Raw genomic sequence first — 24955 nt, forward strand, 5'->3', positions numbered from 1 at the left:
CCGGGTCATTATTAAAAGTCGGGATGTGAGCGGACGTAGTCCACCATCCAGTTCAGGAAGGCCTTCACCTTGGGGACCTCGCCGGCATGCTCGGCATGGGCGATAAAGTGCGCGCCGCTGCTGGGCATTGCGTAGTCCCACGCAATCATCAGGCTGCCCTGGGCCAACTCTTCGGCCACCAGATACTGCGGCACCAACGCTACGCCGTAGCCCGATTGTGCTGCGCGAATGCACATGTAGAACGTGTCGAAACGCGGCCCGTGGTAGCTGTTCTGCGAGTGCAGCCCCTGTTCGAGGAACCATTCGTGCCAGGCTTCCGGGCGCGAGGTGCATTGCAGCAACGTGTGGCGCGACGAAGCATCGCTGCCTTCGGCAACAAAGCCCGGTGCGCACACCGGCACCACCGCTTCACGGAACAGCTCGATGCACGTCGCGCCCGGCCATGAGCCCTGCCCATAGAAAAACGCGATATCGGCCTTGGCCTGCAACACATCGAAAGGCTCCAGCTCGTTGCGCACATCCAGGTGGATATTCGGGTGTTTCGCCGCGAAATCCTTGAGCTTGGGCACCAGCCAGCGATCGCCGAAGGTCGGCTGGGTGGCGATGCGCAGCACTTCGGTCTCGCCGCCGTAGGTGAGGATGTAGCGGCTGGAGATGTCCACCTGGGTCAGGATTTTGTGCACTTCGGCCAGGTACAGCGACCCCGCTGGCGACAGGTACAAGCGCTGGCGGACCCGTTCGAACAGGTTGTGGCAGAGCATTTCTTCCAACTGCGCCACCTGCTTGCTGACGGCACTCTGGGTCAGGTGCAGCTCTTCGGCGGCACGGGTGAAACTCAAGTGGCGGGCGGCGGCTTCGAAGCATTGCAAGGCCGTCATCGAAGGGGTCAAGCGTTTTGAAATCATGCAGTTCATTCCAAATCGGAAGGAGCCTTTGCCTAAAGGTCGTTTGTGGCAGCGGCGTAAAGCCGTGGATACTGCCCGGCAGCACTATAAACCGGCGCGGGCAATACGGCGCCGAATAATAAGGAATGACAGGGAGAGCCTTGCATGAACGCATTCAAAATTACGTTGGCCGCGATTGGCGCCAGCGCCGTGCTTGGCCTGGCAGGCACCGCCCACGCGGGCGCAACCCTGGACGCCATCCAGAAAAAAGGCTTTATCCAATGTGGTGTCAGCGATGGGCTACCGGGCTTCGGCGTGCCCAACAGCCAGGGCAAGATGACCGGTATCGATGTGGACGTATGCCACGCAGTGGCGGCAGCCGTATTCGGCGACGCGTCGAAAGTGAAGTTCACGCAGTTGACCGCCAAGGAGCGTTTCACGGCGCTGCAGTCCGGTGAGATCGACCTGATCTCACGTAACACCACCTGGACCAGCTCCCGTGATTCGGGTATGGGCTTAGTGTTCACCGGCGTGACCTACTACGACGGCATTGGTTTTCTGGTGAACAACAAGCTGGGCGTTACTGGCGCCAAGCAATTGGACGGCGCCACCGTGTGCATCCAGGCCGGTACTACGACTGAACTCAATGTTTCCGATTACTTCCGCACCAACGGGATGAAGTACATACCGATCACCTTTGACACCGCCGACGAAAGCGCCAAGGCCCTGGAAGCCGGGCGTTGCGATGTACTCACCACCGACCAATCGGGCTTGTATGCCCAGCGAATCAAGATGGCCCACCCGGACGAGTTTGTGGTGTTGCCGGAAGTGATCTCCAAGGAACCCTTGGGGCCGCTGGTGCGTAAAGGCGATGACGAGTGGTTCAGTATCGTCAAATGGACCTTGTTCGCGATGCTCAACGCCGAGGAAATGGGCATCACCTCGCAGAATGTCGAAGAGCAGGCCAAGACCACCAAGAATCCGGACATTGCGCGGTTGCTGGGAGTTGATGGCGAATACGGCAAGGACTTGAAACTGCGCAAGGATTGGGTGGTTCAGATCGTCAAGCAAGTGGGCAACTATGGCGAAGTATTCGAGCGCAACATCGGCCAGGGCAGCGTGCTGAAAATCAAGCGCGGGCTCAATGCGCTGTGGAACAACGGCGGCATCCAATACGCGCCGCCAGTCAGATAAACGCGGTCCCGCTGTAGGCGCTGGCAAGCCTGCGCCTACAGTGAACATTGCTCATTCGGACACGCCGTCCTTCCCCGCCGCCTTGGCGCGATACAACGCCTGATCAGCGCGCGCCATCAGGGCCGCAGGGGGCTCATCCCTTAGATGCACAGCAACACCCAGGCTCAGGGTTACCTTGAAATCATCCCTTTGCGGGCGATTCCTGAACGTCTGGCGGATGTTTTCTGCCTGCGCCTTTGCGATGTCCAGCGAGGTTTGGGGCAGGACCAGCACAAACTCATCGCCGCCCCATCGGGCCAGCAGGTCATTAGGGCGGATACAACTTTCCAGGCATCCCACCACCCGCACCAAGGTCTGGTCGCCCACACCATGACCGTAGCGGTCATTGATCAGCTTGAAGTTATCGATGTCTATGGCAATCAATGCCAGCGGCAGGCGAAAGCGCTGGGCACGGTCGCATTCTTCGAGCAGCACTTTCTCCAGGCGATAGCGATTGGCAACCAGGGTCAGCGCATCCCGTTCGGCCAAGGTGCGATTTTCATCCAATTGCAGCTGCAGCTGCTGATTGACCCGCGACAGCTCGCACGTGCGTTCGGCCACCAGTGCCTCAAGCGATTGATTGCGCTTTTCCAGCTGTTCGACGGAGCATTTGCGCAGATGAATATCGCGATGGGCGCCCACCATTCGCGCCACCGAGCCGTCGGCGTTACGTGCAATCACGTAGCCGCGGTCTTCGATCCACAGGTAGCTGCCATCTTTTTTGCGGCAGCGATATTCGACTTGGTAGTGGGGGGCGCGACGGTGGATGTAGTCGTCGAACAGCTTCATCACCTGGGGGTAGTCGTCCGGGTGAATCACGTTCTCCCAGATGAACACAGTGTTCTCTAGTGCATGGCGGTGATAGCCAAGCATTTCGTACCAGCCTGGATTGCGGTAGACGAAACCTGTGTTGGCATTCCAATCCCAGATCCCGTCACTGACCAGCTCCAGAACGGTGTGTAGCATGTCGGCGTTGAAGTGAGAGAAATCTTGCTTTAACGGATTAGTGTCGGAGGTATCGTTCATCTGTGCATTCCTTGCGAGGGCAGGCATTCAACGCCTACCCCTGTTGTCGCCGATACTCCGTGGCTGGAGCTACTGTACAACGGAGCCTGGATGCTTTGAATAGGGAAGGTGTACGGCGAAAGATTGATGGAAGATAGCTATTGCTTCGGCGCCACCATCCTCGTCTGCTCCTTCCCATCTGCGTTGTGCTGATAAATCGCGTCGGGCTGACCCTGCTCATTGAAAAATACTTGGCCAATCCCTGCCGAATTCCATAACCGCTCGCCGGCTTCGGCGTGCTCCGGAATATGGGGCACCACCTGCATGGTGCGACGGCGGGTGAACCAGTTGAGCGGCGAGCGCGGCGAGTAGAGCCAGCGATTAAGGCGGTCGAACCACTCTAGCAGGCGGGGTGGGAATTCGTTCTTGATACCGCTGCTGGTGATCTGCCAGATCCTGGGGCCGGCGTTGCGATGGCGGATCAGCACTTCGTAGACGAACGAGTAGTGCACGTCACCGGAGAGGATCACGTAGCTACCCGGCGTGCGGGAATGACGGAAGATATTGAGGATCACTTGGGCGGCTCCGCGATGGGCCATCCAGTTTTCGGCATCCACCAGCAAGGGGTGGCCGCACCAACTGAACACCTTCTGCACTGTCTCGATCAACTTGACGCCGAAGATTGGCGCGGGCGAGACGATGATGACCGAGGGGTGATCCAGCAGTTCCTGTTGCAGTTCGCTCAAGGCCTCCCAGTCCAGCAGGCCGGAAGGTTGTTTGAGGGTGAACTCGCTGCGCCAACGGCGAGTGCGGGTGTCGAGCACCACCAGGGCGGGGGTGGTGGGCAGTACGTAATGCCAGCGCTGGAATTTCAGCAACGTTTCGAGCAGTTCATCCTGCGCGCCCGCGTCCAAATGATTGGCTTTGGGCTGAGCCGTGAGGGCTTGGGTTTGGCTGACCAGTTCGCCAAACGCGTCCGGTTGGTTGCCCCAGCCCTGGCACAGCAAATAGGCAAGCAGGGCGTTGCCGATGATGCGCTTGGAGAAAGGGTGGCCGTAAGCAGTCTCCTCCCATTGGGCGCTAAGGTTCCAGTCGTCGGTGATGTCGTGATCGTCAAAGATCATCAAGGTCGACAGGTGGGCGAATACCCGCGCGACGCCCTGTAGGCCGTCGCGAAATTTATTGATCTGTACCTGTTCGCGCGCGTAGCGCTGGTGTCTTTCTACGTTCAGTTGCGCAGGTTGAGGTGCAATCAACGTCCAGGGCGTGGGCGACCATACCAGCAAGTACATTGCGATGACTTCAGCGAATGTCACCAGATGATTGTCGGCGGTGCTGCTGGTGAAGATGGGCTTTTTTACACCACCAAAGAAGCGTTCGCGCAGGGTTTCGTTGCTGTCCAGTGCGGGCAGCAAGTCGGCGCGATGGTAGTAGCTGGCGCTGTGCCTGTAGAGGCTGGCGCTGTCATCGACCACAGCGCCCTCCAGGTATTCATCGAACAGGCCCAGGCGTGCGATCAATGAATGTATGGCCCGCAGCATCGGCCCGGCCACATCATCGGCGTAGACCTGATCGCCGCTCATCATCAGCAAGGCTGGGCGATCGGTTGGGGTGTGGGCGTCTGCCAGCAGGCGGTCGACACACAGCAAACCCTCGTCGGCACTGTGATGGGGTTTGCGGCATGAGCCGTGCACCAACTGGTGGATACGGCTGTGCAACACGAAACTCGGAAGGTGGGCGTTGGCGTACAGCAGGTGCGGTGCCCAGTCAGCAATGCCGGTGCTGTCGAACAACAGGTCGTAGTCGATCGCCACGTCCAGGGGCAGTGCATCGTCCAGTGACACGTCGATCAAATGGATAAATGCCTGGCGCCCTACGGCCACAACCTGGCACTGGTCCAGGGTGATCTCCAGTGTCTGAGTTGGCAGATGCAATTTCAGCGTCAATTCAAGTGCGCGGCTTCCCACCAGCCACAACACCAGGCGCCGAGGTTCGAGACGCCGCAGCAGTGGGCCGGCCAGTACGGCGGGCAGTGTGTCGGGATGCGGCATGCAGGCAAGGATTCCATGCAGGGTGAACCGGCAAGATTAACCCCGTGAATGTCATCGTTTTGTTAAGGGCGAGCGTACGAAGGGCCGTGCACTGCCCTCCGTATAAGGCCGGTTAAAGCAGGCGGCCTTGCCCCAGGCTGTCTAGCCCACCGCCGTTTTTGCGTCGACGGTCATTGGCTGCCGTACTTCCAGGGTCAGCGGCATGCAGTTGCGTTTGTGTGTCGTCAATACTGCGCTTCCTGCGTTGGGGCTCTGCATCATCCTTCTGCAGCGGTGGGTAGTGAAAGTGGCCCAGCGAGTGGTTGATAGCGTTAAGCATGGATGTTTCCTTCTATTGGGTAGGGATTACTCCGCCTGTGAGAGCGAAGTGAGACCAAACTTATAGAGGGCGAAGCGGGCCAGCTATAAACGCGCTGCTGCAAGATATGACTGACGTGGGTAAACGCGCTTCAGACGTCATCAGAGGCGCACCGCCGCTCTCACGGTTTTACCGTGTCAGGTTGGCGAGACTTCAATTAACTTCGGCACCGTGAATCGGAACTCACTGCCACGCCCCAATTCACTTTCGGCAACGATCCTGCCGCCATGGGCCTGCACGATACCTTGCGTGATGTACAGCCCCAGGCCGCTTCCGGTCGGGTTGTTCTCCGCCTGGGTCCAGTAACGATCGAACACGTGAGGCAAGTGCTCGGGTGCAATGCCTTCTCCGGAGTCGCGCACCGAGAAGACGACGGCGTCGTCGGTGCTCATGGCGCTGATACCGATGCTGCCCTGGCGCGGGGTAAACTTGATGGCGTTGCCGATCAGGTTCGACAGCACCTGAAACAGGCGCTCGGGGTCGCCGTTGATCAGTAGGCCAGACTCGGCGTTGAACGACAGGTCGATGCCTTTTTCCATCGCCAGCGGTGCGAGCAGGGCGTAGGCCTCTTCAAACATCTGGCTCACGTCGAGCACCACCAGCTTGACCACATAGCGTCCGGCCTCGATTTTCGAGGTGTCGAGCAAATCTTCCAGCAGCACATTCATGCGCGCGGTCGCCTGTTGCATGGTGTCGATGGCCGAGGAAATCCGCCGTGAGGTGTGGGGACCATCGGAGCTGAAGGCGTTCTGCATCATGCCGCAGAGCATGGAGATAACCGTCATCGGGTTACGCAAGTCGTGTGACACCACTGCCACCAGCTCATCGCGGGCGCGCACGGCTTGTTGTTCGCGCAGTACCTGGCGAGCCAGGTCGTTTTCCAGGGCCGAGCGACGCAGGTCGTTGGCGGCGAAAAGGTCGCCATGGCTCCATTTGGAGGAGATGCCAGCCATCTCGACTTTCCAGATTTCAAACGAGGTACGTGGGCGAAGGCTTAGACCCGCGTCGGAATTTTCCAGGTTCAGTGGCTTTTTTGGGTCGCCGCTCCAGTGGATGTTCTCTTTGACTTCCGGGCGAAACCACAGCAAACCGTTGTCCACCGGCTTCGGCAGGCTCAAGGCCAGGACACCGCTGGCCACCTGCTGGTACTCGGAGGCCGGCGGATACACCGACGCCAGGTGATGACTGGCGAACACCGGCTCGCCGCTCATCTGCAACCATTTGTGCAACGCACGGATCTGCGCTGGCTCCGGGCAATTGCCATAGCGGCGCAGTTGCTTGTCTTCGATGATCGCAACGCCGCCCGAAACGGTCAGGTCCATCAGCAAGCGCGGTTGCTGGGCCAGACCCCCGAACACGCTTTCTTGCGACGCTTTCATCGCTTGATCCAGCAGCGTCAGGGTCTCGACTTTCTCTTCACGCTGACGTGTCAGGTCCAAGGCCTCCATGGCGCTGATCTGCAACGACAAGACCTGGCCGATAGTCTGGCAGGCGGTGCGCAGGTCATTCGGCACCATCAGCGGTTCGCGGTTGCCGCAGCTGATCAGACCCCAAAGCTTGTCGCCTTTCATCAGCGAGATGCTCATGGACGACAGCACGCCCATGTTCTGCATGTACTGGCAGTGAATTGGCGACACGCTACGCAGGGTGGCGAAACTCAGGTCCAAGGGCTGCTCGGAGTCAGGGCGCAACTTGGGCAACAGCGGCACCGGCTCGTAGGCGGCGTTCGGGATGATGCGCAACCAATTGGTGCGATACAGCTCACGGGCCTGCTCCGGGATGTCGGACGCGGGGAAGAACAGCCCGTTGAACAGCTCCATGGAGGGTGACGACGCTTCGGCGATCACCTGGCCGTGACCTTCGTCTTCGAAGCGGTAGATCAGCACGCGGTCGTAGCCGGTCATGGCCTGGATTTCAGTCACGCTGATTTCGTACAGCGCTTGCAGAGTTTTCGCCGACTGCAAACGCTGCAGCATTTTGCCCAGGTCACTGGTGCGGCCGTTCAGTGCCCGTGGGCGGAAGTCCTTGAGCCGTGGTTCGAACTCCAGCACCAGCACATTCTGATGGCGGTGCAGCAGGCCTTCGAACTCCGCGCCGTTGAGCGTGACGTGCAGAGGTGCTGCGTCGAAAAACGTATTGTTTTCGGCCATGGCGCCGACGGCATTGGCGTGCTCGGTGCCTATCAGCGTGTGCAGCGGCTGGCCCAGCAACACTTCGGGTGCGTGCCCGAACAACGTGTCGACGTTGGCACTGACCTGGATGATATTCAGCCCCGGCTCCGATAACGTCATCAGCACACCGTGGGGTTGGATCGCCCCCGGAAAGCGGATGGGCTCGTCGGCACAATTGGCAAGCAGCTCTTCAAAATGTTCGGTTTTCATAGCAGTACCTTCTGGCTGTCGAGCCATTGCTCAAAGCAGCTGAATGTCGAACAGGCAGCATCCACCGCGCGCTGTTTGGCGCGGGCATCCAGCGGCAGGCGCCCCAGGTAATCGAGAAAGTCTTTCCAGCGCCGGCCTGTCTCGGCACCGTATACATCGAGAAACGCGCCACCGTTGTCGGCATTGACGTGCAGACGCTGGGCCATTTCCCGGCGCAGCACTTGGCCGCCGAGGGTCGCGCCTTCCAGCACGTACAGGGCACCGAGGCAGGCGGCGGGGGTGTCAAGGGGCGGGAGCTCGGCGCAGCGGGGCAGGGCGTCAATAGCCTGCTCATCCAAGCCCAGCGCGTTGAGGTCATTCAGTAGAGTCGGCGTTTTCGTACGCACCCCCTGGTCGAAGCCTTCAGGGATCAAATCGCATTCGTACAGCGCCGCTTCCATTGGCCCATAAAACCCGTAATACGCCTGCAATAAGCGCTGATACCAATCGGCATCCATGCGCTCGGAGAAAAACGGCAGGCGCTTTTCCAACGTCACATGCAGCAGGGCCGTACCTGTGCGCAACGTTTCTAGCAAAGAGGGCGCGCCAACGTCATGGGCCTGTGAATGCATTCAGTGAGCTCGAACTGTGGGCCTCTCGGCCATGAATGACGCATTTAAATCGGCTATAATTCTACACAACTAATGGCGGGCAGCTGTACGCGCAAAGCGAAAAGGCTGACCAGCGGATCAGAAAAGTCGCTGCTTGTTCATTCAGAGACCGCAGCGCATGCGGTGAAGTTCGGCTGAAATGATGTCGCGACGCTATCAATGCATGGACAGCCCCTGCTGGGTCAACGCCGCTTGCACACAGTCGATCAGGTGCTCAGTGCTCCAGGGTTTAGGCAAGAAACGCACCGATCCACCTAGTTGTGCTGCAATACTGGTGTTTCCGGACGTCAACACCACCGGCACCGTTGGCCACCGATGCGCGACCACTCGGCTCAAGTCATAACCGTTGAGCAAACCTGGCATCTGCACATCGCTGACGATCAGGTGCACCGGGTCATCCTCGCGCTCCAAATAAATCATTCCCTCATCCGCCGAAGGAAATGACGTCACGACCGCCCCAAAATCTTCCAGTACATCCACCATCAACGTCCGAATGATTTCGTCGTCTTCCAATACTAATATCGATGGCTGAGCCATGATCGTTACTCCACCATCAGGGTTCATAAGGTGGAGTGGGTCAGGAATGTAAGAGTTTCGATGCAAAGGTTTTTTGCCGATGGATGGTCGTGTTGTGGCACGGTTTGGTGCACTGGGCTGGCTAGCAGGCATAATTGCACCACCGTTGCTGCCAGCAGCACTCGATGTGGAGCACCCTATGAAATATACCGCCTCACTGGCGCTGATTCTTGCCGCTGGTATGTCCAGCCCCCTGACCTATGCTGCGGGCGACGCCGAAGCTGGCGGCAAACTTTTCACCAAGACCTGCGGCGGCTGCCACAGTGTCGGCGAGGGTGCACGCGGTGGTTTCGGCCCTGAACTCAACGGCATCATCGGCCGACCTGCGGGGATTACCACTGACTATCAGTATTCCGATGCGATGAAAAACTCTGGTGTGGTCTGGACCCGGGACAAACTCGCCGCCTACATCGAGGCGCCGAAGAAGGTGGTAAGGGGTACGCGGATGATCTTCTGGGGCATTAGTGATCAGGAAAAAATCGAGAACATTCTGGCGTACCTGGAAACCTTCCAGCCCAAGTGATCGGTGTCGATCGAAGCCTAAGGGCGCCACCTTACAAAACCCAGAGGCACGCTGATGGACCGGCAACTGCTCAAGCTCGCCCGCAACAAACAGCTGGCGCACCCCGCGATGCTCGACGAGTTCGACATCAACGATTGGATTGCAAAGTATCAGGCGCTTTATCCAGGGCACAGCCTCGAAAGAGGCTTTCTGGAAGGTGCACGCTGGTTGAACAGCCAATTTAAACGGGTGCAGAGCAGCCGTCTGCACTATTCGTTCAGTACAAATGAGCCGCTGACATATGACGCGCTGATCAGCGCACATATCGGGGCGGCCAATCACTTCTTCTGCGCAATGGCCGCCGAGGCGCTGCAGGCCGTCAAGGCCAACCCGGTAGCGTCCCTTGAAGAGCACCTTTCATTCCGATCTTCGTTGACTAACGGTGAGTCCGGCCTGCCACCGGATCATCTCAATATGTTGCGCCTGGATTCGCTCTGCGGGGCGATCTGGGATCTGTATCAAAACCGCCATGACCTGCGTGTGCTGTTCCCCGACAATTGCCCGCATATGCTCAGTGCTATCAACTTTTTTGCCTATGAAAGCGATTTGGTGCAACTGACCCATAGTTTCAAAAAAATCTGGCAGGAGTTGTTGTACGGCGGCATGGAATTTTTTGCCGATTCCAAAGGCGTGCTGCTCTCTTCTGCGTCGGAGCATCTGGATCTGGTCAAAGTGATTTATGAATACCGCCGTGATCACCACAACGGTACCAACGGTCTGAGAATTTCCGGTGAAATTCAGCAGGGTCGCCAAACCTATGCGCCTCAGCTTGGGGGGCAGCGCTATATCAAATGCGCCGGCACTGGCGCGTTATCGATCGGCAAGTGGTCTGAATTAAGCGACAGCGTCCAGACAGCCGCGCTTTATGCGTACCTGTCGCCGTATTACATGATCGACGAGTACCTGCATCCGTTGTTCGATGCTTCTCCCGAGCCCGCTATAAAAAGTATCGAGTGCCAGAACCTGCTGCATATCTGGCTGCACCTTTCGGTGATCGCGGCTCAACTTAAAGAACACTATGCTCAGATGTCTGCGCCGCAGCAGTGGGAAGATCTGCTCAAGCTGTGTCCGCGGTTCTCCCTTGAAACGCTTGCTGCGCGGCTTGCAGAGTGCACTGGGCTCGCGTCTGAACAGGTCGATGCGGCCATTGATCTGCTCATTTATGAGGCCAAGAGCCTGCAGCATGACCTGTGGTCGCGACCGTTGGTGAAGGTGGATGACGACGTGCTGATTCCGATCAGTGCGCCGTTGACGGCCAGCATCTCCAGGAATTTTGATATCTGGCTCAACATCATCGACCCCAAAGGCAAGCAGCGCGGACGATTGTTTGAACGTTACCTGCTCGCGGTGTTGGAAGATTGTCGCAGAACTAATCCGATCATGGCGGACTTGAAGTGGTTGGGGGCGGTTAAGTTCAGAGGAACGTCCAATGTTGTCGAGGAGATCGACCTGGTGTTCTCGTTTGGCAGGCTGCTGGTGGTGTGCGAACTGCGCAGTCGGCGAGCACCGATAACGCCGCTGGATTACCACAACGATTTTTCCGATAACAATGGCATCACCCATAAAACCCGCCAGGCGCGCCGAAAAGCCCAGCATATTCAGCAAGCACTGGGGGCATTTTGCAGCCAGTATTTTCCTCACCTCAGCGACGCGTCCGCAGTCACTGTGCTGCCGCTGGTGATCGTCAGTGGTCCTTACCACGCCGGTTTTGCATGTGACGACGTGCCCATTCTGGACGCCCACTTGCTCAGGCGTTTTCTCAAGGATGGCGAAGTTCGGTTTGGAGGACGTGCGGACTCCGATACCGCGTACGACTACGGCTATGGCCTGTATAACGATGTCGAAGGCGCACAGCGTGAGTTCGCAGGTTATGCTGCGAGCCCGGCCTTGATCAGGATTTACCGAGCCATGGCCCAGCCCCGTCTGCACCGGTACCCCCTGCGGGGCGAGCAGGCTCAGCCGGTGCGGAGTCTGTTCTACGAGCTTTCAGGTTTCAGCTTCGAGGAACAATTGGTTGTAGCGCAGTCGGTTTCAGGCGGCAAGCTGCGCAAAATTGAAGGTGACAAAGTGTGGAACATTCCCAGTGAGCCCTAGTCTATTCGTCACCCTCATTCGATAAGGACATCCCCCGTGAAGCGAGTCGCGCTGCTCTCCATCGCCCTGGCCCTGGGCGCCTGCCAATCCAACCAACGCGACTCATCGCCCAGCCTGCTCAAGGACGGCATTCAGTTTCGCCAGAAAACCGTGGCTGTGGATGCGGAACACGCCAAGGTCATCATGAAGTCCAGTGGCGGCACTCCCGCCGTCGACTTCTCGATCAGCCGCGAAGGCGACCCCGACTCACGCATGGAAGCCCTCGGTAAGGTGATGGACACCGGCGAAGGCAAGGTCTTCAACTGGATCGCCAAGCTCAACCAAACCGTCGCCAGCGCCACGCTCAAGCGTTTTCCACAACTGGAAATCCAGGCCGACCCCGGCAAGAAACTCACTGTATCGGGTTACGCGAACGACACCCGCACCGGTTACTACTACACCTGCGGGCCGGAGATAAATACGTTCCGCCCGGAGAAGGCAAAAATGTATCTGGTGGAATTCCAATTCAAGGGCTCGGGGTGTGAGCAGCATGTGTATGACGTGACGGATCCGGCGAATCGGGTACCGGTGGCTGAGGCGGGGAGTGGGGTTAAGTCGGGTTGAGGGTTAGCCGTGGTGCGGTAGACCCTGCGGGCATACCACACCGTTGAGGGTGTGGGTGCAGCAGTTGCAGAAGGAGGGCATCTGCTCGGGCGTCAGCTGTGGGGAATATTTCGATTTTCGTTTGTTTCGATCATGTCCTGCCTCGTGGGTGTATGCCGTTTTGCTCGCGGATCTGTATCTAACGCGCGCATTTTGAACGCCCTACCATGGGGGCCAAGCCGACAACCTTGGCCAAATGTTTCGCGTCGACAAACGAACACCCCAGGAGTCCAACAATGCCTGAACTGTCCAGTTGGCTGGCCTACGCGTTTATCTCCCTCGGCATGGTGCTGACGCCCGGCCCGAACATGATTTACCTGATTTCACGCTCGATCTGCCAGGGCCGCACCGCCGGGTATATTTCTCTGGCAGGTGTGGCGTTGGGTTTTCTGGTTTACATGCTGTGCGCCGCCTTGGGTATCACGGCCTTGGTCATGGCGGTGCCATTTGCCTACGACGCGCTGCGCTTCGGCGGTGCGTTGTACCTTGCATACATGGCTTGGCAGGCGATCAGGCCAGGCGGACGCTCACCATTCCAGGTGCGAGAGTTGCCCAAGGACAGCCCACGCAAGCTGTTCACCATGGGCCTGGTGACCAACCTGTTGAACCCCAAGGTGGCGGTGATGTATTTGTCGTTACTGCCGCAGTTCATCGACCCGAACGGCCATGGCAGTGTGTTGACGCAATCCCTGGCGCTGGGCTTTACGCAGATTTTTATCAGCGTGAGCGTCAATGCGGCGATTGCCGCCATGGCGGGTTCGATCGCGGTGTTTTTCGTTACCCGGCCGGGTTGGCAGGTGGTGCAGCGCTGGCTGATGGGGTCGGTGCTGATGGGGCTGGCGGTGCGGATGGCGGTTGAAGGGCGGCGGTAGGGTGCCTCACTGGATGTCTTTGAGGTAATCCTGCAGGTGGGTCAGTGGCCCGCGCAGTTCATCCAACTGAGCCGCGTTTTGCACATCACTCGCCAACCGTTGCAGCTCGCGACCCATCACCGTATCGGCCCCGCCCAATGCCTCAAGTGCTTGATCAACACATTCCGCGAGTTTGGATTGAATAACGGCCAGATCCCCCTGCCGCACCAACAACCCGAACACTTCCCGGTCATACCGATCCATCACCGGATCATCCCGCAAAACCGGGCTGCCACCGTCCGTCTCGTGCACCAGCTTCAGTGCAAAAAGCGCAACCGCTTCCAGCGTCAATTCCATGGTTTCGGTTCCTCGGTGTTTTGGCGGGAGAGTGGGGGAGGGCGATGATCACTGTTCTGCGCATGAAAAAAAAGACCCCATGCCGCGAACGGGTCAGCTCCCGCCAACGCAATGTCATCCGCCCGAGCAACGATATTAAATGGCTATGTTGCAACTCGCCGTGCCAAATGCACCCGGTCACCAGACGGAGGCGGTGCAAGGCTCAACCCATTACAAGGACGCAAACACGCATGCAGTCACTCCCCCCCCCAAGCATCCACAGACACGCGAGCTGGCTTAAGCCGGCCTATGGATTAATCGATGATTTATCGCGGCGCAGGCTGGCTGACGTTGTTTACAACGGTGGTGATGGCGCGGCTATTGATGTGGCTGTGGCCCGACCCCAGCGTCAAACCCGGCAACACATCGCTGATGCACTGAACTGACAGCCGCACGCCGATGGCGTCCGCCACCACTTCTTTTTCATGCCGATGCAGTGGCCGGCGCTGGTGATCATGGTGGGCTGCACACTGATTGCCTTGCTGAAATAACCCAACCGGCCGCTAGGCCAGGGCGGCCGCGTCTCGACCTGTTCAAGGCTGCCACGGTAAGTGGTGTGAGCAAGCGGGCGACGCCAGCCTCAGATCCACTGGTCATTCACAGCCGTACGCTCCCCACCTTCATGCCCGGTGTTCAAGATGCCCCGTGGCTCGATCATCATCAGCTTGGTCTCGCCTTCAGCGGCTGTGCGGTGCTCTACGCCACGCGGTACAACGTACAGCTCACCCGGTGCGACATAAACCGGGCCGTCTGGGAGGTCGATACGCAGGGTGCCTTCAAGTACCAGAAAGGCTTCGTCGGTTTCGGGGTGGGAGTGCCAGATGAACTCGCCTTCGATGCGTACTACTTTGAACTGGTAGTCGTTCATTTCGGCGACGACGCGTGGGCTCCATTGTTGGTCGATCAGGTCGGCTTTTTGGGTGAGATTTATGGGTTTTGTCGGGGGCTGCGGCTGAGGCATGACGGATACTCTGCTAGACAAGAGTCGTCAGGTTAGCGAACGAGGGGGCGAGGGCGCTTGTACGATCCTGCAAGCAGTCTGAGCGTGTCGGCTGGCGTCGCCTACACTTAACTTCCTGCTCATTCACACATCGGTCACAAACCAGACGGAAGGCATACACCAGACCTAAAGTTGCGGCGTAAAGAGCGGATAAACTCTATGTCGTTTACATGCGCAACACTGTTCAAGGACCGAATTCATGCCTCAGCGCTCATCCAGCCGCATGCACCTTCCCGCTTATCCTCGTTTCCGTTGGTTCGCCTTGATCCCAGTCGTGCCGGCCGTTTTGTGGATACTCGTGCAATCAACCTCGATGGCCAATCTGCTGGCCTGCACGGCAGTGGTGATGATCGGCCTGGGTGCCTGTGCCTGGAGCGCGGTTGCACAGCGCAACGCAATGCAGCGAGCGATTGCGCAGGCGCAGGCAAGCCAGTCAAGTGCGCATGCCCATAACGGCATGGCCTCCCGCGCACAGCTCGATGAGGTATTGCTGGGCGCCATGCCCATCTGGGCCAAGCAGGTGGAAAGCTCGCGCGATCAGACCGAAGAAGCGATCGTGAGCCTGGCGAACCGTTTCACCGGGATCGCCACACGCTTGCAGGAAACGGTACAAGCGTCGCAGCACGCAGCCGGCGAACTGGACGGGCACTCCGCCGACGGTGCGCTTGAGGTGCTGGCGCGCAGTGACAGCGAGTTGAGCCAGGTGATCAATTCGCTCAAGGCCACTCAAGCCAGCCGTGATCAGACCCTGGCTCAGGTGCGCAGCCTGACCGCCTACACGGGCGAACTGCGCACCATGGCCGCTGATGTCGCGGCGATTGCCGCACAAACCAACCTGCTGGCCCTCAACGCGGCCATCGAAGCGGCGCGTGCCGGTGAGGCCGGTCGCGGCTTCGCGGTGGTGGCCGATGCGGTGCGCAGCCTGTCGAGCAAGTCCAGTGAAACGGGCCAGCAGATGTCGGCGAAGGTCGACATCATCAATAACGCCATTACTCAATTGGTGCAGGCCGCGTCCAGCAGCGCCGACCAGGACAGCCATTCTGTGGCGGAGTCCGAAAACAGTATTCAAGTGGTGCTCACACGTTTCCAGAGCATCACTGGGCGCCTGGCCGAATCCGCCGACCTGCTCAAGCAGGAAAGCTACGGCATCCGGGATGAGATGACCGAGGTGTTGGTCAACCTGCAATTCCAGGATCGGGTCAGCCAGATCCTCAGTCACGTGCGCGACAACATGCACGCCCTGCATGACCATCTCGTGCAGGCCAACCAGGCCCCGGACCAGCCGCTGGCCATCGACGCCCGCCAATGGCTGGCGCGCATGGAAGCCACCTACGCCACCGATGAGCAACGGCGCCTCCATCATGGCGAGGCGGCTGTGCAGCAGAATTCTCAAGACATCACTTTCTTTTAGGAGCGCATCATGGCGAAGAATGTATTAGTGGTCGACGACTCCAGCAGCGTGCGGCAAGTGGTTGGCATCGCCTTGAAAAGCGCCGGTTACGACGTGATCGAGGCCAGTGACGGCAAGGACGCCCTGAACAAGCTGACCGGGCAAAAAGTGCACCTGATCATCAGTGACGTGAACATGCCTAACATGGATGGCATCACCTTCGTCAAGGAGGTCAAGAAGCTGGCCAACTACAAGTTCACACCGATCATCATGCTGACCACCGAGTCTCAGGAATCGAAGAAGGCCGAAGGCCAGGCCGCGGGCGCCAAGGCGTGGGTGGTCAAGCCGTTCCAGCCGGCGCAGATGCTGGCGGCGGTCTCCAAATTGATCCTGCCCTGACACCCGGCGCCAGGGAGACCAACATGCCGATCACTCACGAAACAATCGACGGCACCGCCCATGTGGGCATCGACGGCGAACTCACGATCTACACCGTCGCTGAACTGGCGGGCGCGTTGTTGTCGCAGATGGGCGCGGCGCCGCGCCTGGACCTGGACCTGTCCCAGGTCACGGAAATGGATGGTGCCGGCCTGCAGTTGCTGGCAGTCATCCAGCGTGAAGCCGGCATTGCCGGCACCGCCTTGAGTGTGACCGGCCAGAGCCAGGCGGTCATGCAGGCGCTCCAACTGTGTCGCAGCGCCGCGCTTTAATCGGCACTGCCCCGTTCATTGATCGACAAGGAAAGTCCAGGTGAGCATCAATCTCGATCAGGCACTGCAGACCTTCATCGTCGAGGCCCGCGAACTGCTGCAGGCCATGGAGCAATCCCTGCTGCAGTTGGAAAGCGACCCCGGCGACCAGGATGCCATCGGCGCGATTTTCCGCGCCGCGCACACCATCAAGGGTTCCGCGGGGTTGTTCGGCCTCGCGCCGATCGTGGGGTTCACGCATATCGTCGAAGACGTTCTCGACCGACTGCGCGACGGCAGTGTGGCGGTGGACGCTGCTTTGATCGCGCTGCTGCTCAAGTGCGGCGACCATATGCTTGAACTGATCGACGTGATTGCCAGCCGCGGTGAGGCGCCGACCCCAGCCGCGCTGGAGCGCGGTGAGACCTTGCGCGAGGCGCTGAGCGACTATCAGCCGCTGCGCACCGCCACTGCCGACGTCGTACCCGCTGCGGTGGACGACGACCCGGGGGGCGAAGTGCTTTGGCATATTTCTCTGCGCTTTGGCGTGGAGGTGTTCCGTAATGGCATGGACCCGCTGTCGTTCCTGCGTTACCTCGATACGCTGGGGCACATGGTGCAGGTCACCACCCTGACCGACAACATCCCCGCCCTGGAGAGCTGGGACCCGGAAAGCTGCTACCTGGGCTTCGAGATCGACCTGCGGTCGACGGCCAGCCATGCCACGCTCAACGAAGTGTTCGACTTCGTGCGCGACGACTGTGACGTGCACATCCGCGCGGTCGACGAAACGCCGGAAAGCAGCGTCGCCATCGGCATTGACTTGATCGCACAAGCCGAGCAAGGTCCGGCTCCCGCCTCGCCCCAGCGCCTGCCGGCGAACAGCGAGGCGAAAACCCGCGACGGCAGTTATGTGCGGGTCAACGCCGACAAGCTCGACGAGTTGATCAACCTGGTCGGCGAATTGGTGATCGCCAGCGCCGGCGCAAGCCTGTTGGCGCGTTCCTGTAACAACGACCCGCTGCAGGAGGCCACTTCGACGGTGTCGGGGCTGGTGGAAGAGATCCTCGATGGCGCCCTGCACCTGCGCATGATCCCCATCGGCGACACGTTCAACCGCTTCCGCCGCGTGGTGCGCGATGTCAGCCAGGAACTGGGTAAGGACATCGAGCTGATCATCAGCGGCGCGGAAACCGAGCTGGACAAGACCGTGGTAGAGAAGATCGGCGACCCGCTGATGCACCTGCTGCGCAACGCCATGGACCACGGTATCGAAAGCGCCGATGTGCGACGTTCGGCGGGCAAGTCGAGCAAGGGTCATCTGAGCCTCAATGCTTATCACGACTCCGGAAGCATCGTCATCGAAATCGCCGATGACGGCGCCGGGCTCAACCGCGACCGCATTCTGGAAAAAGCCCAGGAACGCGGGCTGGTGGCCAGCGGCGCGGTGCTCACCGACCAGGAGATCTACAACCTGATCTTCGAAGCGGGTTTCTCGACCGCCGAGGCCGTGACCAACCTGTCCGGGCGCGGCGTCGGCATGGACGTGGTCAAGCGCAATATCACCTTGTTGCGCGGCACCGTCGACCTCGACAGCCGTCCCGGCCAGGGCACCGTGGTGCGCATTCGCTTGCCGCTGACCCTGGCGATCATCAATGGCTTCCTGGTCGGCATCGACCAATCCACCTACGTGATTCCCCTGGACATGGTCCAGGAATGTATCGAGCTGGATGAACACCAGCGCCAGTCCAGCCGCGACACGGGCTATCTGGACCTGCGTGGCGAGGTGTTGCCGTTGGTGCACCTGCGTGACCACTTCAGCCATGAAGGCCCCGTTGCCCGACGCCAGAATGTGGTGGTGGTGCGCTACGCCGAGCATAAGGCCGGGCTGGTGGTGGATGACCTGCTCGGTGAGTTTCAGACCGTGATCAAACCCTTGGGCAAGTTGTTCGGCGCACTGCGCGGTATCAGTGGCTCGACCATCCTGGGCAGCGGCGCGGTGGCCCTGATCCTGGATGTACCGGCACTGCTCAATCAAATCGTACAACTGGAAGCCCGCACGTCCATGGCGCCTCAGTCGCCACCGGTCGTCGCCCGCTGATGTCTTTGCAATTCCATGGAGGTTCTCCGATGAAATGGTTCTACGATCTTAAAATTTCCACCAAGCTGATCAGTTCGTTCCTGGTGGTACTGGCGCTCACCGGGGCCATGGGCGGCTTCGCTATCCTTCAACTCGGTTCCGTCAACCATGCCGCCCAGGACATTAAGGGCAACTGGATGCCATCCATGCGCGCAGCGGCAGGCATGCGTTTTTATGCCGCCAACTATCGCTTGAAAGAAAACCGCCACATCGGTACCGAGATTGCCGAAGAAAAGGCCCAGGCCGAACGCGAGGCCACCGAGGCGCGCCAGCAGTTCGAAACCCGCATGCAGACCTACGAGCAATTGGTGTCGAACGATGACGATCGTCAACTCCTGCTCAGCGTGAAAAGCGCGTGGGACGCCTACATTGCGAGCAGCAAGCAGGTCCTGGAGTTTTCCCGTCAGAACCAGGAGGCCCAGGCCCGCAGTTTGCTCAGGGGGCAATCCAGAGGGCATTTCGATGAGGTGACCAACCGCCTGCAGAAAATGGTCGAGCTCAATGACGCCGGCGCGACTGCCGCGGGTGACAAGGGCACGGTGCTGTATGAAAGCTCACGCGTGTCGATCATCGCGGTACTGGTCGCGTCCCTGTTGATCGGTCTGGGCCTGGCGATATTCATCGCGCGGATCATTTCCCGCCCGTTGCGCCAAGCAGCGAGCGCCGCCGAGCAATTGGCCGAAGGCAACCTTAACGCACACATCGAGCCAGGTGGCAAAGATGAAACCGGCATGGTGCTCAACGCCATGCGCAACATGGTCGGCAAGCTGGCACATATCATCGGCGAAGTGCGTAACGCCTCCGATAACCTCGCCAGCGCCTCCGAACAGGTCAGCGCCACCGCGCAATCGATGAGCCAGGCCACCAGTGAGCAGGCCGCCAGTGTCGAGGAAACCAGTGCGTCGGTCGAGCAGATGAGCGCCAGCATCAACCAAAACACCGAAAACGCCAAGGTCACTGATGGCATGGCCAGCAAAGCTGCCAAGGAAGCCACCGAGGGCGGCGAATCGGTACAGCAGACGGTGGTGGCGATGAAGAAAATCGCCCAGCGCATCAGCATCATCGATGACATCGCCTACCAGACCAATCTGCTCGCGCTCAATGCCGCCATCGAGGCCGCTCGGGCCGGCGAGCACGGCAAGGGTTTCGCCGTGGTGGCCGCCGAAGTGCGCAAGCTGGCCGAACGCAGCCAGGTGGCCGCCCAGGAAATCGGGGAACTGTCTTCCAGCAGCGTGGACATGGCCGAGAAAGCCGGCAAGTTGCTCGACGAAATGGTGCCTTCCATCAACAAGACGTCCGACCTTGTGCAGGAAATCAGCGCTGCGTCCGAAGAACAGGCCGCCGGTGTCGCCCAGATCAACACGGCGATGACCCAGCTCAACCAAGTGACCCAGCAAAACGCTTCGAGCAGCGAAGAACTGGCGGCCACGGCCGAAGAAATGAGCAGCCAGGCCGAGCAACTGCAACAGGCCATGAGTTTCTTCGTGCTGGATTCAGCGTCCAAGGCCGCGGTGCAAAGCAACAGCGTGGACGGCCCCGGCAGCACGCCCAACCGTCAGCCGCCACGCACTAAACCAACGGCGCCGCGCAAGGCCTTCGCCTACACCATGGCCAGTGCCCCGGACGAATCGGATTTCACCCGCTTCTGATCGCACGATCGATGCGGGCCTACAAGGGAGAGTAGTGACATGGGCGCAGTAATGACGACTCGGCAGACCGCGGTGGCGGTCGATGAGGATGCGCAGTACCTGACCTTCATGCTGGGCGGCGAAATGTTCGCCATCGGCATCCTGGGGATCAAGGAAATTATCGAATACGGTAGCCTGACCGTGGTGCCGATGATGCCCGCTTTCGTGCGCGGGGTAATCAACCTGCGCGGCGCAGTGGTGCCGGTGGTGGACTTGTCGGCGCGCTTTGGTCGGGCCAACTCAGCGATCACCCGGCGCTCCTGCGTGATCATCATCGAGGCGAGTACCGAGGACGGCCAGCCACAGGACATCGGGCTGCTGGTCGATACGGTGTCTGCCGTGCAGGAAATCCCGACCACGCAGATCGAACCGCCACCCAGCTTCGGTGCGCGAATTCGCGCGGATTTCATCAGTGGCATGGCCAAGGTCGACGGCAAATTCGTGATCGTGCTGGAAGTGGACAAGGTGCTGTCCATCGACGAGATGTCCAGCCTCGCCGAGGCCGGCCAGGCGCCAGCCCCTGACCTCGACCCGCGTTGAGGCTCGATCATGTCAGACACCGTCTCCATCGACGATCGTGAATTCGGTCAGTTCCAGACCTGGCTGTACCGCGCGGCCGGCATCAACCTGTCGCCGGCCAAGAAAGCCTTGGTGGCCGGGCGCCTGTTCAAGCGCCTCAAGCACTATGAGCTGCAGAGCTATGGTGAGTATTTCAAGCTGATCATGAATGACCAGCGCAAGGGCGAACTGCAGGTTGCGCTGGATTTGCTGACCACCAACGAAACCTATTTTTTTCGAGAGCCCAAGCACTTCGACTTCCTGCGTCAGCACGTGCTGCCCCAGGCCACGCCGGGCCGGATGTTTCGCGTGTGGAGCGCGGCCAGTTCCACAGGTGAAGAGCCCTACAGCCTGGCGATGACCCTGGCCGAAAGTCTTGGCACCACGCCCTGGGAAGTGATCGGCTCGGACATCAGCTCCCAGGTGCTGGCCAAGGCGCGCACGGGGCATTACTCAATGGAACGCATCGAGACCTTGCCCCAGCCGCTGCTGGTCAAGTACTGCCTCAAGGGCATGGGGCGCCAGGAGGGCACCGTCTTGATCGACAAGGCCTTGCGCAGCCGCGTCAATTTTGTCCAGGTCAACCTTAACGAAGCGCTGCCGGCCCTGGGGGAGTTCGAGGTGATCTTCCTGCGCAACGTGATGATTTATTTCGATCAGCAGACCAAGCGCCAGGTGGTCGCGCGCCTGCTGCCGCTGCTCAAACCTGGTGGTTACTTGATCATCAGTCACTCCGAAAGCCTCCACGGTGTCAATGACACCTTGAAGCTGGTGGCGCCGTCGATTTACCGCAAGCCATGAAAAAGCCTGTCGGTACGGCCGAAGTGGTATTGGCACCTGGCCAAGTCAGCTTTGCGACGCAGCCGACGCGCCTGCGTACCTTGCTCGGCTCCTGCGTGGCGATCACCTTTTGGCATCCGCAACTGCGGATCGGCGGCATGTGTCACTTCATGCTGCCGGGGCGCCTGCGCAATCATCAGCCCCTGGATGGCAGGTACGCCGACGAAGCCCTGGAACTGCTGCTGCGCCACGCAAAGGTCAATGGCACGCATGCACGGGATTACCAGGTCAAGTTGTTCGGCGGCGGCGAGATGTTTCCTGATTTGCAGCGCCGCCTGCCGACGCAGGACGTGGCCAGCCTGAATATTCGCGCGGCACTGGCCCTGGCCGAGCGCTATCACCTGCACCTGACCGCCCAGGACATGGGCAGTACCGGTTACCGCACGATCATGTTCGACCTGTGGAGCGGCAGCGTCTGGGTTCGGCACCAACCAATGGGAATAGTTAAAGAAGATGCCTAACAAAAAAATCAGTGTGTTGCTGGTCGATGATTCGGCTGTGGTGCGCCAGGTACTGCTGGCGATTCTCAGCGATACGCCGGATATCCACGTCATGGGGGCGGCTTCCGACCCGATTTTCGCCATGGACAAACTCGCCCGGGAATGGCCGGATGTGATCGTGCTGGACATCGAAATGCCGCGCATGGACGGCATCACGTTTCTCAAGAAAATCATGAGCGAGCGGCCGACGCCGGTGGTGATCTGTTCCTCGTTGACCCAGAAAGGCGCGGAAACCTCACTGCAGGCGCTGTCGGCGGGTGCGGTGGAAATCATCACCAAGCCCTCAACCGGCTTAAAGAGTTTCCTGATTGAGTCGGCGGCCGAGTTGGTGGCAGCGATCCGGGCTGCAGCGAACTCCAACGTCAGGAACCTGGGAAAGCGCAGCGTCAGCCCGCCAATGACCCCGGCCAGCAAACTCAGTGCCGATGCGATCCTGCCCGCCGCCAATGGCCATGCGATGGCCCAGACCACCGAGCGTATCGTCGCCATCGGCACCTCCACCGGCGGCACTCAAGCGCTGGAAGCCGTGCTGACGGCACTGCCGCGAGTGTGCCCGGGTATGGTGATCGTGCAGCACATGCCCGAGAAGTTCACCGCTTCGTTCGCCGAGCGTCTCAACAGCGTGTGCGAGATCGAGGTGCGCGAAGCGCGCAACAACGACCGTATACTGCCTGGCCTGGCCCTGATCGCCCCTGGCGGCAAGCACCTGATGGTCACCCGCAGCGGTGCCTATTATCACGCTCAGGTTATCGATGGACCGCTGGTCAACCGCCATCGGCCTTCCGTGGATGTGCTATTTCGTTCGGTGGCCCGGTTCGCCGGCAGGAATGCCACCGGCATCATCATGACGGGCATGGGTGACGACGGCGCGCGCGGGCTCAAGGAAATGCTCGAGGCCGGGGCCGCCACGGTCGCCCAGGATGAAGCCAGTTGTGTGGTGTTCGGCATGCCCAAGGAAGCCATCAAACTCAACGCCGCTCAGCGCATCATGGCGCTGGAGGATATTTATCTGGCGATCCTGCATAAGTGAGGGGGCAGGGTGACGTGGCGGGTGTGTAGGCAGGTGGTTTGAGGATGTTGGGGCTGGCGCTATCGCAGGCAAGCCAGCGCCCACAGTGGATCGTGTTTCAGGTGTGGGGTGGGAGGTGAGTCGTTATTCCGCCGACAAGCCACTTTTCTACAGGCGAAAAAAAAGACCTTGAATTTCAAGGTCTTTTTTTAAGATGGTGCCCCGAGGGAGAATCGAACTCCCACTTCTTTCGAAAACGGATTTTGAATCCGCCGCGTCTACCAATTCCGCCATCAGGGCTCAATGGCGGCGAAGTATAGAGATGAGATTACCGTTGGTCAATCACGTTTCATGGTCAATTTTCACTATTTCCGCTAGACTTCCCGGCCCTGCTAGACGAACCCCATCATGCGCGTTGCTGACTTTACTTTTGAGCTCCCTGATTCGCTGATCGCTCGCCACCCTTTGGCCGAGCGTCGCGCCAGTCGACTGCTGACCCTGGACGGGGTGAGCGGTGCCCTCGCACACCGTCAATTCACTGATTTGCTTGAGCATTTGCGCCCAGGCGATCTGATGGTGTTCAACAATACCCGGGTAATTCCGGCGCGGCTGTTTGGCCAGAAAGCTTCCGGCGGCAAGCTGGAAATTCTGGTGGAGCGGGTGCTGGACAGCCATCGTGTGCTGGCCCATGTGCGCTCCAGCAAGTCGCCGAAACCGGGCTCGATCATCTTGATCGATGGCGGTGGCGAAGCCGAGATGGTGGCGCGTCATGATGCGCTGTTCGAGCTCAGGTTTGCCGAAGAAGTGTTGCCATTGCTGGAGCGCGTCGGCCATATGCCGTTGCCGCCTTATATAGATCGCCCTGACGAAGACGCGGACCGCGAGCGCTATCAGACGGTTTACTCCCAACGCCCTGGTGCCGTGGCTGCGCCGACGGCCGGGCTGCATTTCGACCAGCCGCTGCTGGATGCGATTGCCGCCAAGGGCGTCGAGACGGCTTATGTGACTCTGCACGTGGGGGCCGGTACGTTTCAGCCGGTGCGTGTGGATAACATCGAAGACCACCATATGCACAGCGAGTGGCTGGAAGTCAGCCAGGGCGTCGTTGACGCGGTTAACGCGTGCAAGGCGCGCGGCGGGCGAGTGGTGGCCGTGGGCACCACCAGCGTGCGTTCGCTGGAGAGTGCGGCGCGTGATGGCGTGCTCAAGCCGTTCAGTGGCGACACCGATATCTTTATTTACCCAGGCCGGCCGTTCCATGTGGTCGATTGCCTGGTGACCAACTTTCACTTGCCGGAATCCACGCTGTTGATGCTGGTGTCGGCATTTGCCGGTTACCCGGAAGCCATGGCCGCTTATCAAGCCGCCATCGCTAACGAGTACCGTTTTTTCAGCTACGGTGATGCGATGTTTATCACCCGCAATCCGGCGCCGCGCGGCCCAGAGGAACAATCATGA

24 protein-coding genes and 1 tRNA gene are annotated in these 24955 nt (G+C 59.7%); 15 read left to right on the forward strand and 10 right to left on the reverse strand.

What is annotated here, in order from left to right; translation table 11 throughout:
- Positions 1 to 11 precede the first annotated feature (11 nt).
- Complete coding sequence (locus AACY08_RS18035; RefSeq protein ID WP_339470683.1) at positions 12 to 905, reverse strand: LysR substrate-binding domain-containing protein; 894 nt, start codon at positions 903 to 905, stop codon at positions 12 to 14.
- Between the two features lie 144 nt (positions 906 to 1049).
- Here AACY08_RS18035 and AACY08_RS18040 point away from each other — a divergent pair, with 144 nt between their 5' ends.
- Positions 1050 to 2078 (forward strand): amino acid ABC transporter substrate-binding protein, encoded by a 1029-nt coding sequence (locus AACY08_RS18040; RefSeq protein ID WP_339470684.1) that lies wholly within the window; start codon positions 1050 to 1052, stop codon positions 2076 to 2078.
- 51 nt (positions 2079 to 2129) lie between these two features.
- On the opposite strand, the gene AACY08_RS18045 is transcribed toward AACY08_RS18040, so the two are convergent.
- From AACY08_RS18045 to AACY08_RS18070, 6 genes are all read right to left on the reverse strand, one after another.
- Positions 2130 to 3143, reverse strand: coding sequence for a diguanylate cyclase domain-containing protein (locus AACY08_RS18045; RefSeq protein ID WP_339470686.1), 1014 nt, complete (start codon positions 3141 to 3143; stop codon positions 2130 to 2132).
- A gap of 137 nt (positions 3144 to 3280) precedes the next feature.
- Positions 3281 to 5173 (reverse strand): alkaline phosphatase family protein, encoded by a 1893-nt coding sequence (locus tag AACY08_RS18050; RefSeq protein ID WP_339470687.1) that lies wholly within the window; start codon positions 5171 to 5173, stop codon positions 3281 to 3283.
- Between the two features lie 112 nt (positions 5174 to 5285).
- Positions 5286 to 5492 (reverse strand): hypothetical protein, encoded by a 207-nt coding sequence (locus tag AACY08_RS18055; RefSeq protein WP_339470688.1) that lies wholly within the window; start codon positions 5490 to 5492, stop codon positions 5286 to 5288.
- A gap of 176 nt (positions 5493 to 5668) precedes the next feature.
- Complete coding sequence (locus AACY08_RS18060; RefSeq protein ID WP_339470690.1) at positions 5669 to 7912, reverse strand: ATP-binding protein; 2244 nt, start codon at positions 7910 to 7912, stop codon at positions 5669 to 5671.
- On the reverse strand, positions 7909 to 8523 hold the full coding sequence (locus AACY08_RS18065; protein WP_339470692.1) for a biliverdin-producing heme oxygenase: 615 nt from the start codon (positions 8521 to 8523) through the stop codon (positions 7909 to 7911). Before AACY08_RS18065 ends, AACY08_RS18060 begins: the two co-directional genes overlap by 4 nt.
- 195 nt (positions 8524 to 8718) lie before the next feature.
- Positions 8719 to 9099: a response regulator gene (locus tag AACY08_RS18070; RefSeq protein WP_339470694.1), complete on the reverse strand. Its 381-nt coding sequence runs from the start codon at positions 9097 to 9099 to the stop codon at positions 8719 to 8721.
- A 178-nt stretch (positions 9100 to 9277) separates the two neighbouring features.
- On the opposite strand from AACY08_RS18070, the gene AACY08_RS18075 reads away from it, so the two are divergent.
- The 4 genes from AACY08_RS18075 to AACY08_RS18090 all read left to right on the forward strand — a co-directional run bounded on the left by AACY08_RS18075 (position 9278) and on the right by AACY08_RS18090 (position 13308).
- Positions 9278 to 9661, forward strand: coding sequence for a c-type cytochrome (locus tag AACY08_RS18075; RefSeq protein ID WP_339470769.1), 384 nt, complete (start codon positions 9278 to 9280; stop codon positions 9659 to 9661).
- Between the two features lie 54 nt (positions 9662 to 9715).
- Positions 9716 to 11794, forward strand: coding sequence for a hypothetical protein (locus AACY08_RS18080; RefSeq protein WP_339470695.1), 2079 nt, complete (start codon positions 9716 to 9718; stop codon positions 11792 to 11794).
- 36 nt (positions 11795 to 11830) lie between these two features.
- Positions 11831 to 12397, forward strand: a complete 567-nt coding sequence (locus AACY08_RS18085; protein WP_339470703.1) for a hypothetical protein — start codon at positions 11831 to 11833, stop codon at positions 12395 to 12397.
- Positions 12398 to 12672: 275 nt separating this feature from the next.
- The gene (locus AACY08_RS18090; RefSeq protein ID WP_339470705.1) at positions 12673 to 13308 is read left to right on the forward strand and encodes a LysE family translocator; all 636 of its coding nucleotides are present in this window, start codon (positions 12673 to 12675) and stop codon (positions 13306 to 13308) included.
- A gap of 6 nt (positions 13309 to 13314) precedes the next feature.
- On the opposite strand, the gene AACY08_RS18095 is transcribed toward AACY08_RS18090, so the two are convergent.
- Positions 13315 to 13644 (reverse strand): hypothetical protein, encoded by a 330-nt coding sequence (locus tag AACY08_RS18095; protein ID WP_339470708.1) that lies wholly within the window; start codon positions 13642 to 13644, stop codon positions 13315 to 13317.
- A 619-nt stretch (positions 13645 to 14263) separates the two neighbouring features.
- Positions 14264 to 14644 carry a cupin domain-containing protein gene (locus AACY08_RS18100; RefSeq protein WP_339470710.1) on the reverse strand — a complete coding sequence of 127 codons (381 nt, stop codon included), beginning with the start codon at positions 14642 to 14644 and terminating at the stop codon, positions 14264 to 14266.
- A gap of 538 nt (positions 14645 to 15182) precedes the next feature.
- On the opposite strand from AACY08_RS18100, the gene AACY08_RS18105 reads away from it, so the two are divergent.
- The 9 genes from AACY08_RS18105 to AACY08_RS18145 are packed head-to-tail and all read left to right on the forward strand — an operon-like array spanning position 15183 to position 23518.
- Entirely contained in the window at positions 15183 to 16094 is a 912-nt protein-coding gene (locus tag AACY08_RS18105) for a methyl-accepting chemotaxis protein (RefSeq protein ID WP_445262032.1), read from the forward strand.
- A gap of 9 nt (positions 16095 to 16103) precedes the next feature.
- Complete coding sequence (locus tag AACY08_RS18110) at positions 16104 to 16472, forward strand: response regulator (protein WP_058423391.1); 369 nt, start codon at positions 16104 to 16106, stop codon at positions 16470 to 16472.
- 23 nt (positions 16473 to 16495) lie between these two features.
- Positions 16496 to 16783: an STAS domain-containing protein gene (locus AACY08_RS18115; protein WP_339470715.1), complete on the forward strand. Its 288-nt coding sequence runs from the start codon at positions 16496 to 16498 to the stop codon at positions 16781 to 16783.
- Positions 16784 to 16823: 40 nt separating this feature from the next.
- Positions 16824 to 18863 (forward strand): chemotaxis protein CheA, encoded by a 2040-nt coding sequence (locus AACY08_RS18120; protein ID WP_339470717.1) that lies wholly within the window; start codon positions 16824 to 16826, stop codon positions 18861 to 18863.
- A gap of 29 nt (positions 18864 to 18892) precedes the next feature.
- Complete coding sequence (locus tag AACY08_RS18125) at positions 18893 to 20551, forward strand: methyl-accepting chemotaxis protein (RefSeq protein WP_339470719.1); 1659 nt, start codon at positions 18893 to 18895, stop codon at positions 20549 to 20551.
- 39 nt (positions 20552 to 20590) lie between these two features.
- Positions 20591 to 21130 carry a chemotaxis protein CheW gene (locus AACY08_RS18130; RefSeq protein WP_339420649.1) on the forward strand — a complete coding sequence of 180 codons (540 nt, stop codon included), beginning with the start codon at positions 20591 to 20593 and terminating at the stop codon, positions 21128 to 21130.
- Positions 21131 to 21139: 9 nt separating this feature from the next.
- Complete coding sequence (locus tag AACY08_RS18135) at positions 21140 to 21949, forward strand: CheR family methyltransferase (RefSeq protein WP_339470722.1); 810 nt, start codon at positions 21140 to 21142, stop codon at positions 21947 to 21949.
- On the forward strand, positions 21946 to 22449 hold the full coding sequence (gene cheD, locus AACY08_RS18140; RefSeq protein WP_339470724.1) for a chemoreceptor glutamine deamidase CheD: 504 nt from the start codon (positions 21946 to 21948) through the stop codon (positions 22447 to 22449). The genes AACY08_RS18135 and cheD overlap by 4 nt, the downstream gene beginning before the upstream one ends.
- On the forward strand, positions 22442 to 23518 hold the full coding sequence (locus AACY08_RS18145; RefSeq protein ID WP_339470726.1) for a protein-glutamate methylesterase/protein-glutamine glutaminase: 1077 nt from the start codon (positions 22442 to 22444) through the stop codon (positions 23516 to 23518). Before cheD ends, AACY08_RS18145 begins: the two co-directional genes overlap by 8 nt.
- A gap of 194 nt (positions 23519 to 23712) precedes the next feature.
- Here the strand turns inward: AACY08_RS18145 and AACY08_RS18150 are convergent.
- Positions 23713 to 23797: transfer RNA gene (locus AACY08_RS18150), tRNA-Leu, on the reverse strand.
- A gap of 108 nt (positions 23798 to 23905) precedes the next feature.
- On the opposite strand from AACY08_RS18150, the gene queA reads away from it, so the two are divergent.
- Complete coding sequence (gene queA, locus AACY08_RS18155) at positions 23906 to 24955, forward strand: tRNA preQ1(34) S-adenosylmethionine ribosyltransferase-isomerase QueA (protein WP_339438138.1); 1050 nt, start codon at positions 23906 to 23908, stop codon at positions 24953 to 24955.

The sequence above is a fragment of the Pseudomonas sp. EL_65y_Pfl1_R83 genome (genome assembly GCF_963970695.1).
Taxonomy (GTDB): Bacteria; Pseudomonadota; Gammaproteobacteria; order Pseudomonadales; family Pseudomonadaceae; genus Aquipseudomonas; species Aquipseudomonas tritici.

Coding starts and splice junctions, on each gene's coding strand:
- AACY08_RS18035 (WP_339470683.1), bottom strand. CDS start 905: ATGATTTCAAAACGCTTGACCCCTTCGATGACGGCCTTGCAATGCTTC.
- AACY08_RS18040 (WP_339470684.1), top strand. CDS start 1,050: ATGAACGCATTCAAAATTACGTTGGCCGCGATTGGCGCCAGCGCCGTG.
- AACY08_RS18045 (WP_339470686.1), bottom strand. CDS start 3,143: ATGAACGATACCTCCGACACTAATCCGTTAAAGCAAGATTTCTCTCAC.
- AACY08_RS18050 (WP_339470687.1), bottom strand. CDS start 5,173: ATGCCGCATCCCGACACACTGCCCGCCGTACTGGCCGGCCCACTGCTG.
- AACY08_RS18055 (WP_339470688.1), bottom strand. CDS start 5,492: ATGCTTAACGCTATCAACCACTCGCTGGGCCACTTTCACTACCCACCG.
- AACY08_RS18060 (WP_339470690.1), bottom strand. CDS start 7,912: ATGAAAACCGAACATTTTGAAGAGCTGCTTGCCAATTGTGCCGACGAG.
- AACY08_RS18065 (WP_339470692.1), bottom strand. CDS start 8,523: ATGCATTCACAGGCCCATGACGTTGGCGCGCCCTCTTTGCTAGAAACG.
- AACY08_RS18070 (WP_339470694.1), bottom strand. CDS start 9,099: ATGGCTCAGCCATCGATATTAGTATTGGAAGACGACGAAATCATTCGG.
- AACY08_RS18075 (WP_339470769.1), top strand. CDS start 9,278: ATGAAATATACCGCCTCACTGGCGCTGATTCTTGCCGCTGGTATGTCC.
- AACY08_RS18080 (WP_339470695.1), top strand. CDS start 9,716: ATGGACCGGCAACTGCTCAAGCTCGCCCGCAACAAACAGCTGGCGCAC.
- AACY08_RS18090 (WP_339470705.1), top strand. CDS start 12,673: ATGCCTGAACTGTCCAGTTGGCTGGCCTACGCGTTTATCTCCCTCGGC.
- AACY08_RS18095 (WP_339470708.1), bottom strand. CDS start 13,644: ATGGAATTGACGCTGGAAGCGGTTGCGCTTTTTGCACTGAAGCTGGTG.
- AACY08_RS18100 (WP_339470710.1), bottom strand. CDS start 14,644: ATGCCTCAGCCGCAGCCCCCGACAAAACCCATAAATCTCACCCAAAAA.
- AACY08_RS18105 (WP_445262032.1), top strand. CDS start 15,183: ATGCCCATCTGGGCCAAGCAGGTGGAAAGCTCGCGCGATCAGACCGAA.
- AACY08_RS18110 (WP_058423391.1), top strand. CDS start 16,104: ATGGCGAAGAATGTATTAGTGGTCGACGACTCCAGCAGCGTGCGGCAA.
- AACY08_RS18115 (WP_339470715.1), top strand. CDS start 16,496: ATGCCGATCACTCACGAAACAATCGACGGCACCGCCCATGTGGGCATC.
- AACY08_RS18125 (WP_339470719.1), top strand. CDS start 18,893: ATGAAATGGTTCTACGATCTTAAAATTTCCACCAAGCTGATCAGTTCG.
- AACY08_RS18130 (WP_339420649.1), top strand. CDS start 20,591: ATGGGCGCAGTAATGACGACTCGGCAGACCGCGGTGGCGGTCGATGAG.
- AACY08_RS18135 (WP_339470722.1), top strand. CDS start 21,140: ATGTCAGACACCGTCTCCATCGACGATCGTGAATTCGGTCAGTTCCAG.
- cheD (WP_339470724.1), top strand. CDS start 21,946: ATGAAAAAGCCTGTCGGTACGGCCGAAGTGGTATTGGCACCTGGCCAA.
- AACY08_RS18145 (WP_339470726.1), top strand. CDS start 22,442: ATGCCTAACAAAAAAATCAGTGTGTTGCTGGTCGATGATTCGGCTGTG.
- queA (WP_339438138.1), top strand. CDS start 23,906: ATGCGCGTTGCTGACTTTACTTTTGAGCTCCCTGATTCGCTGATCGCT.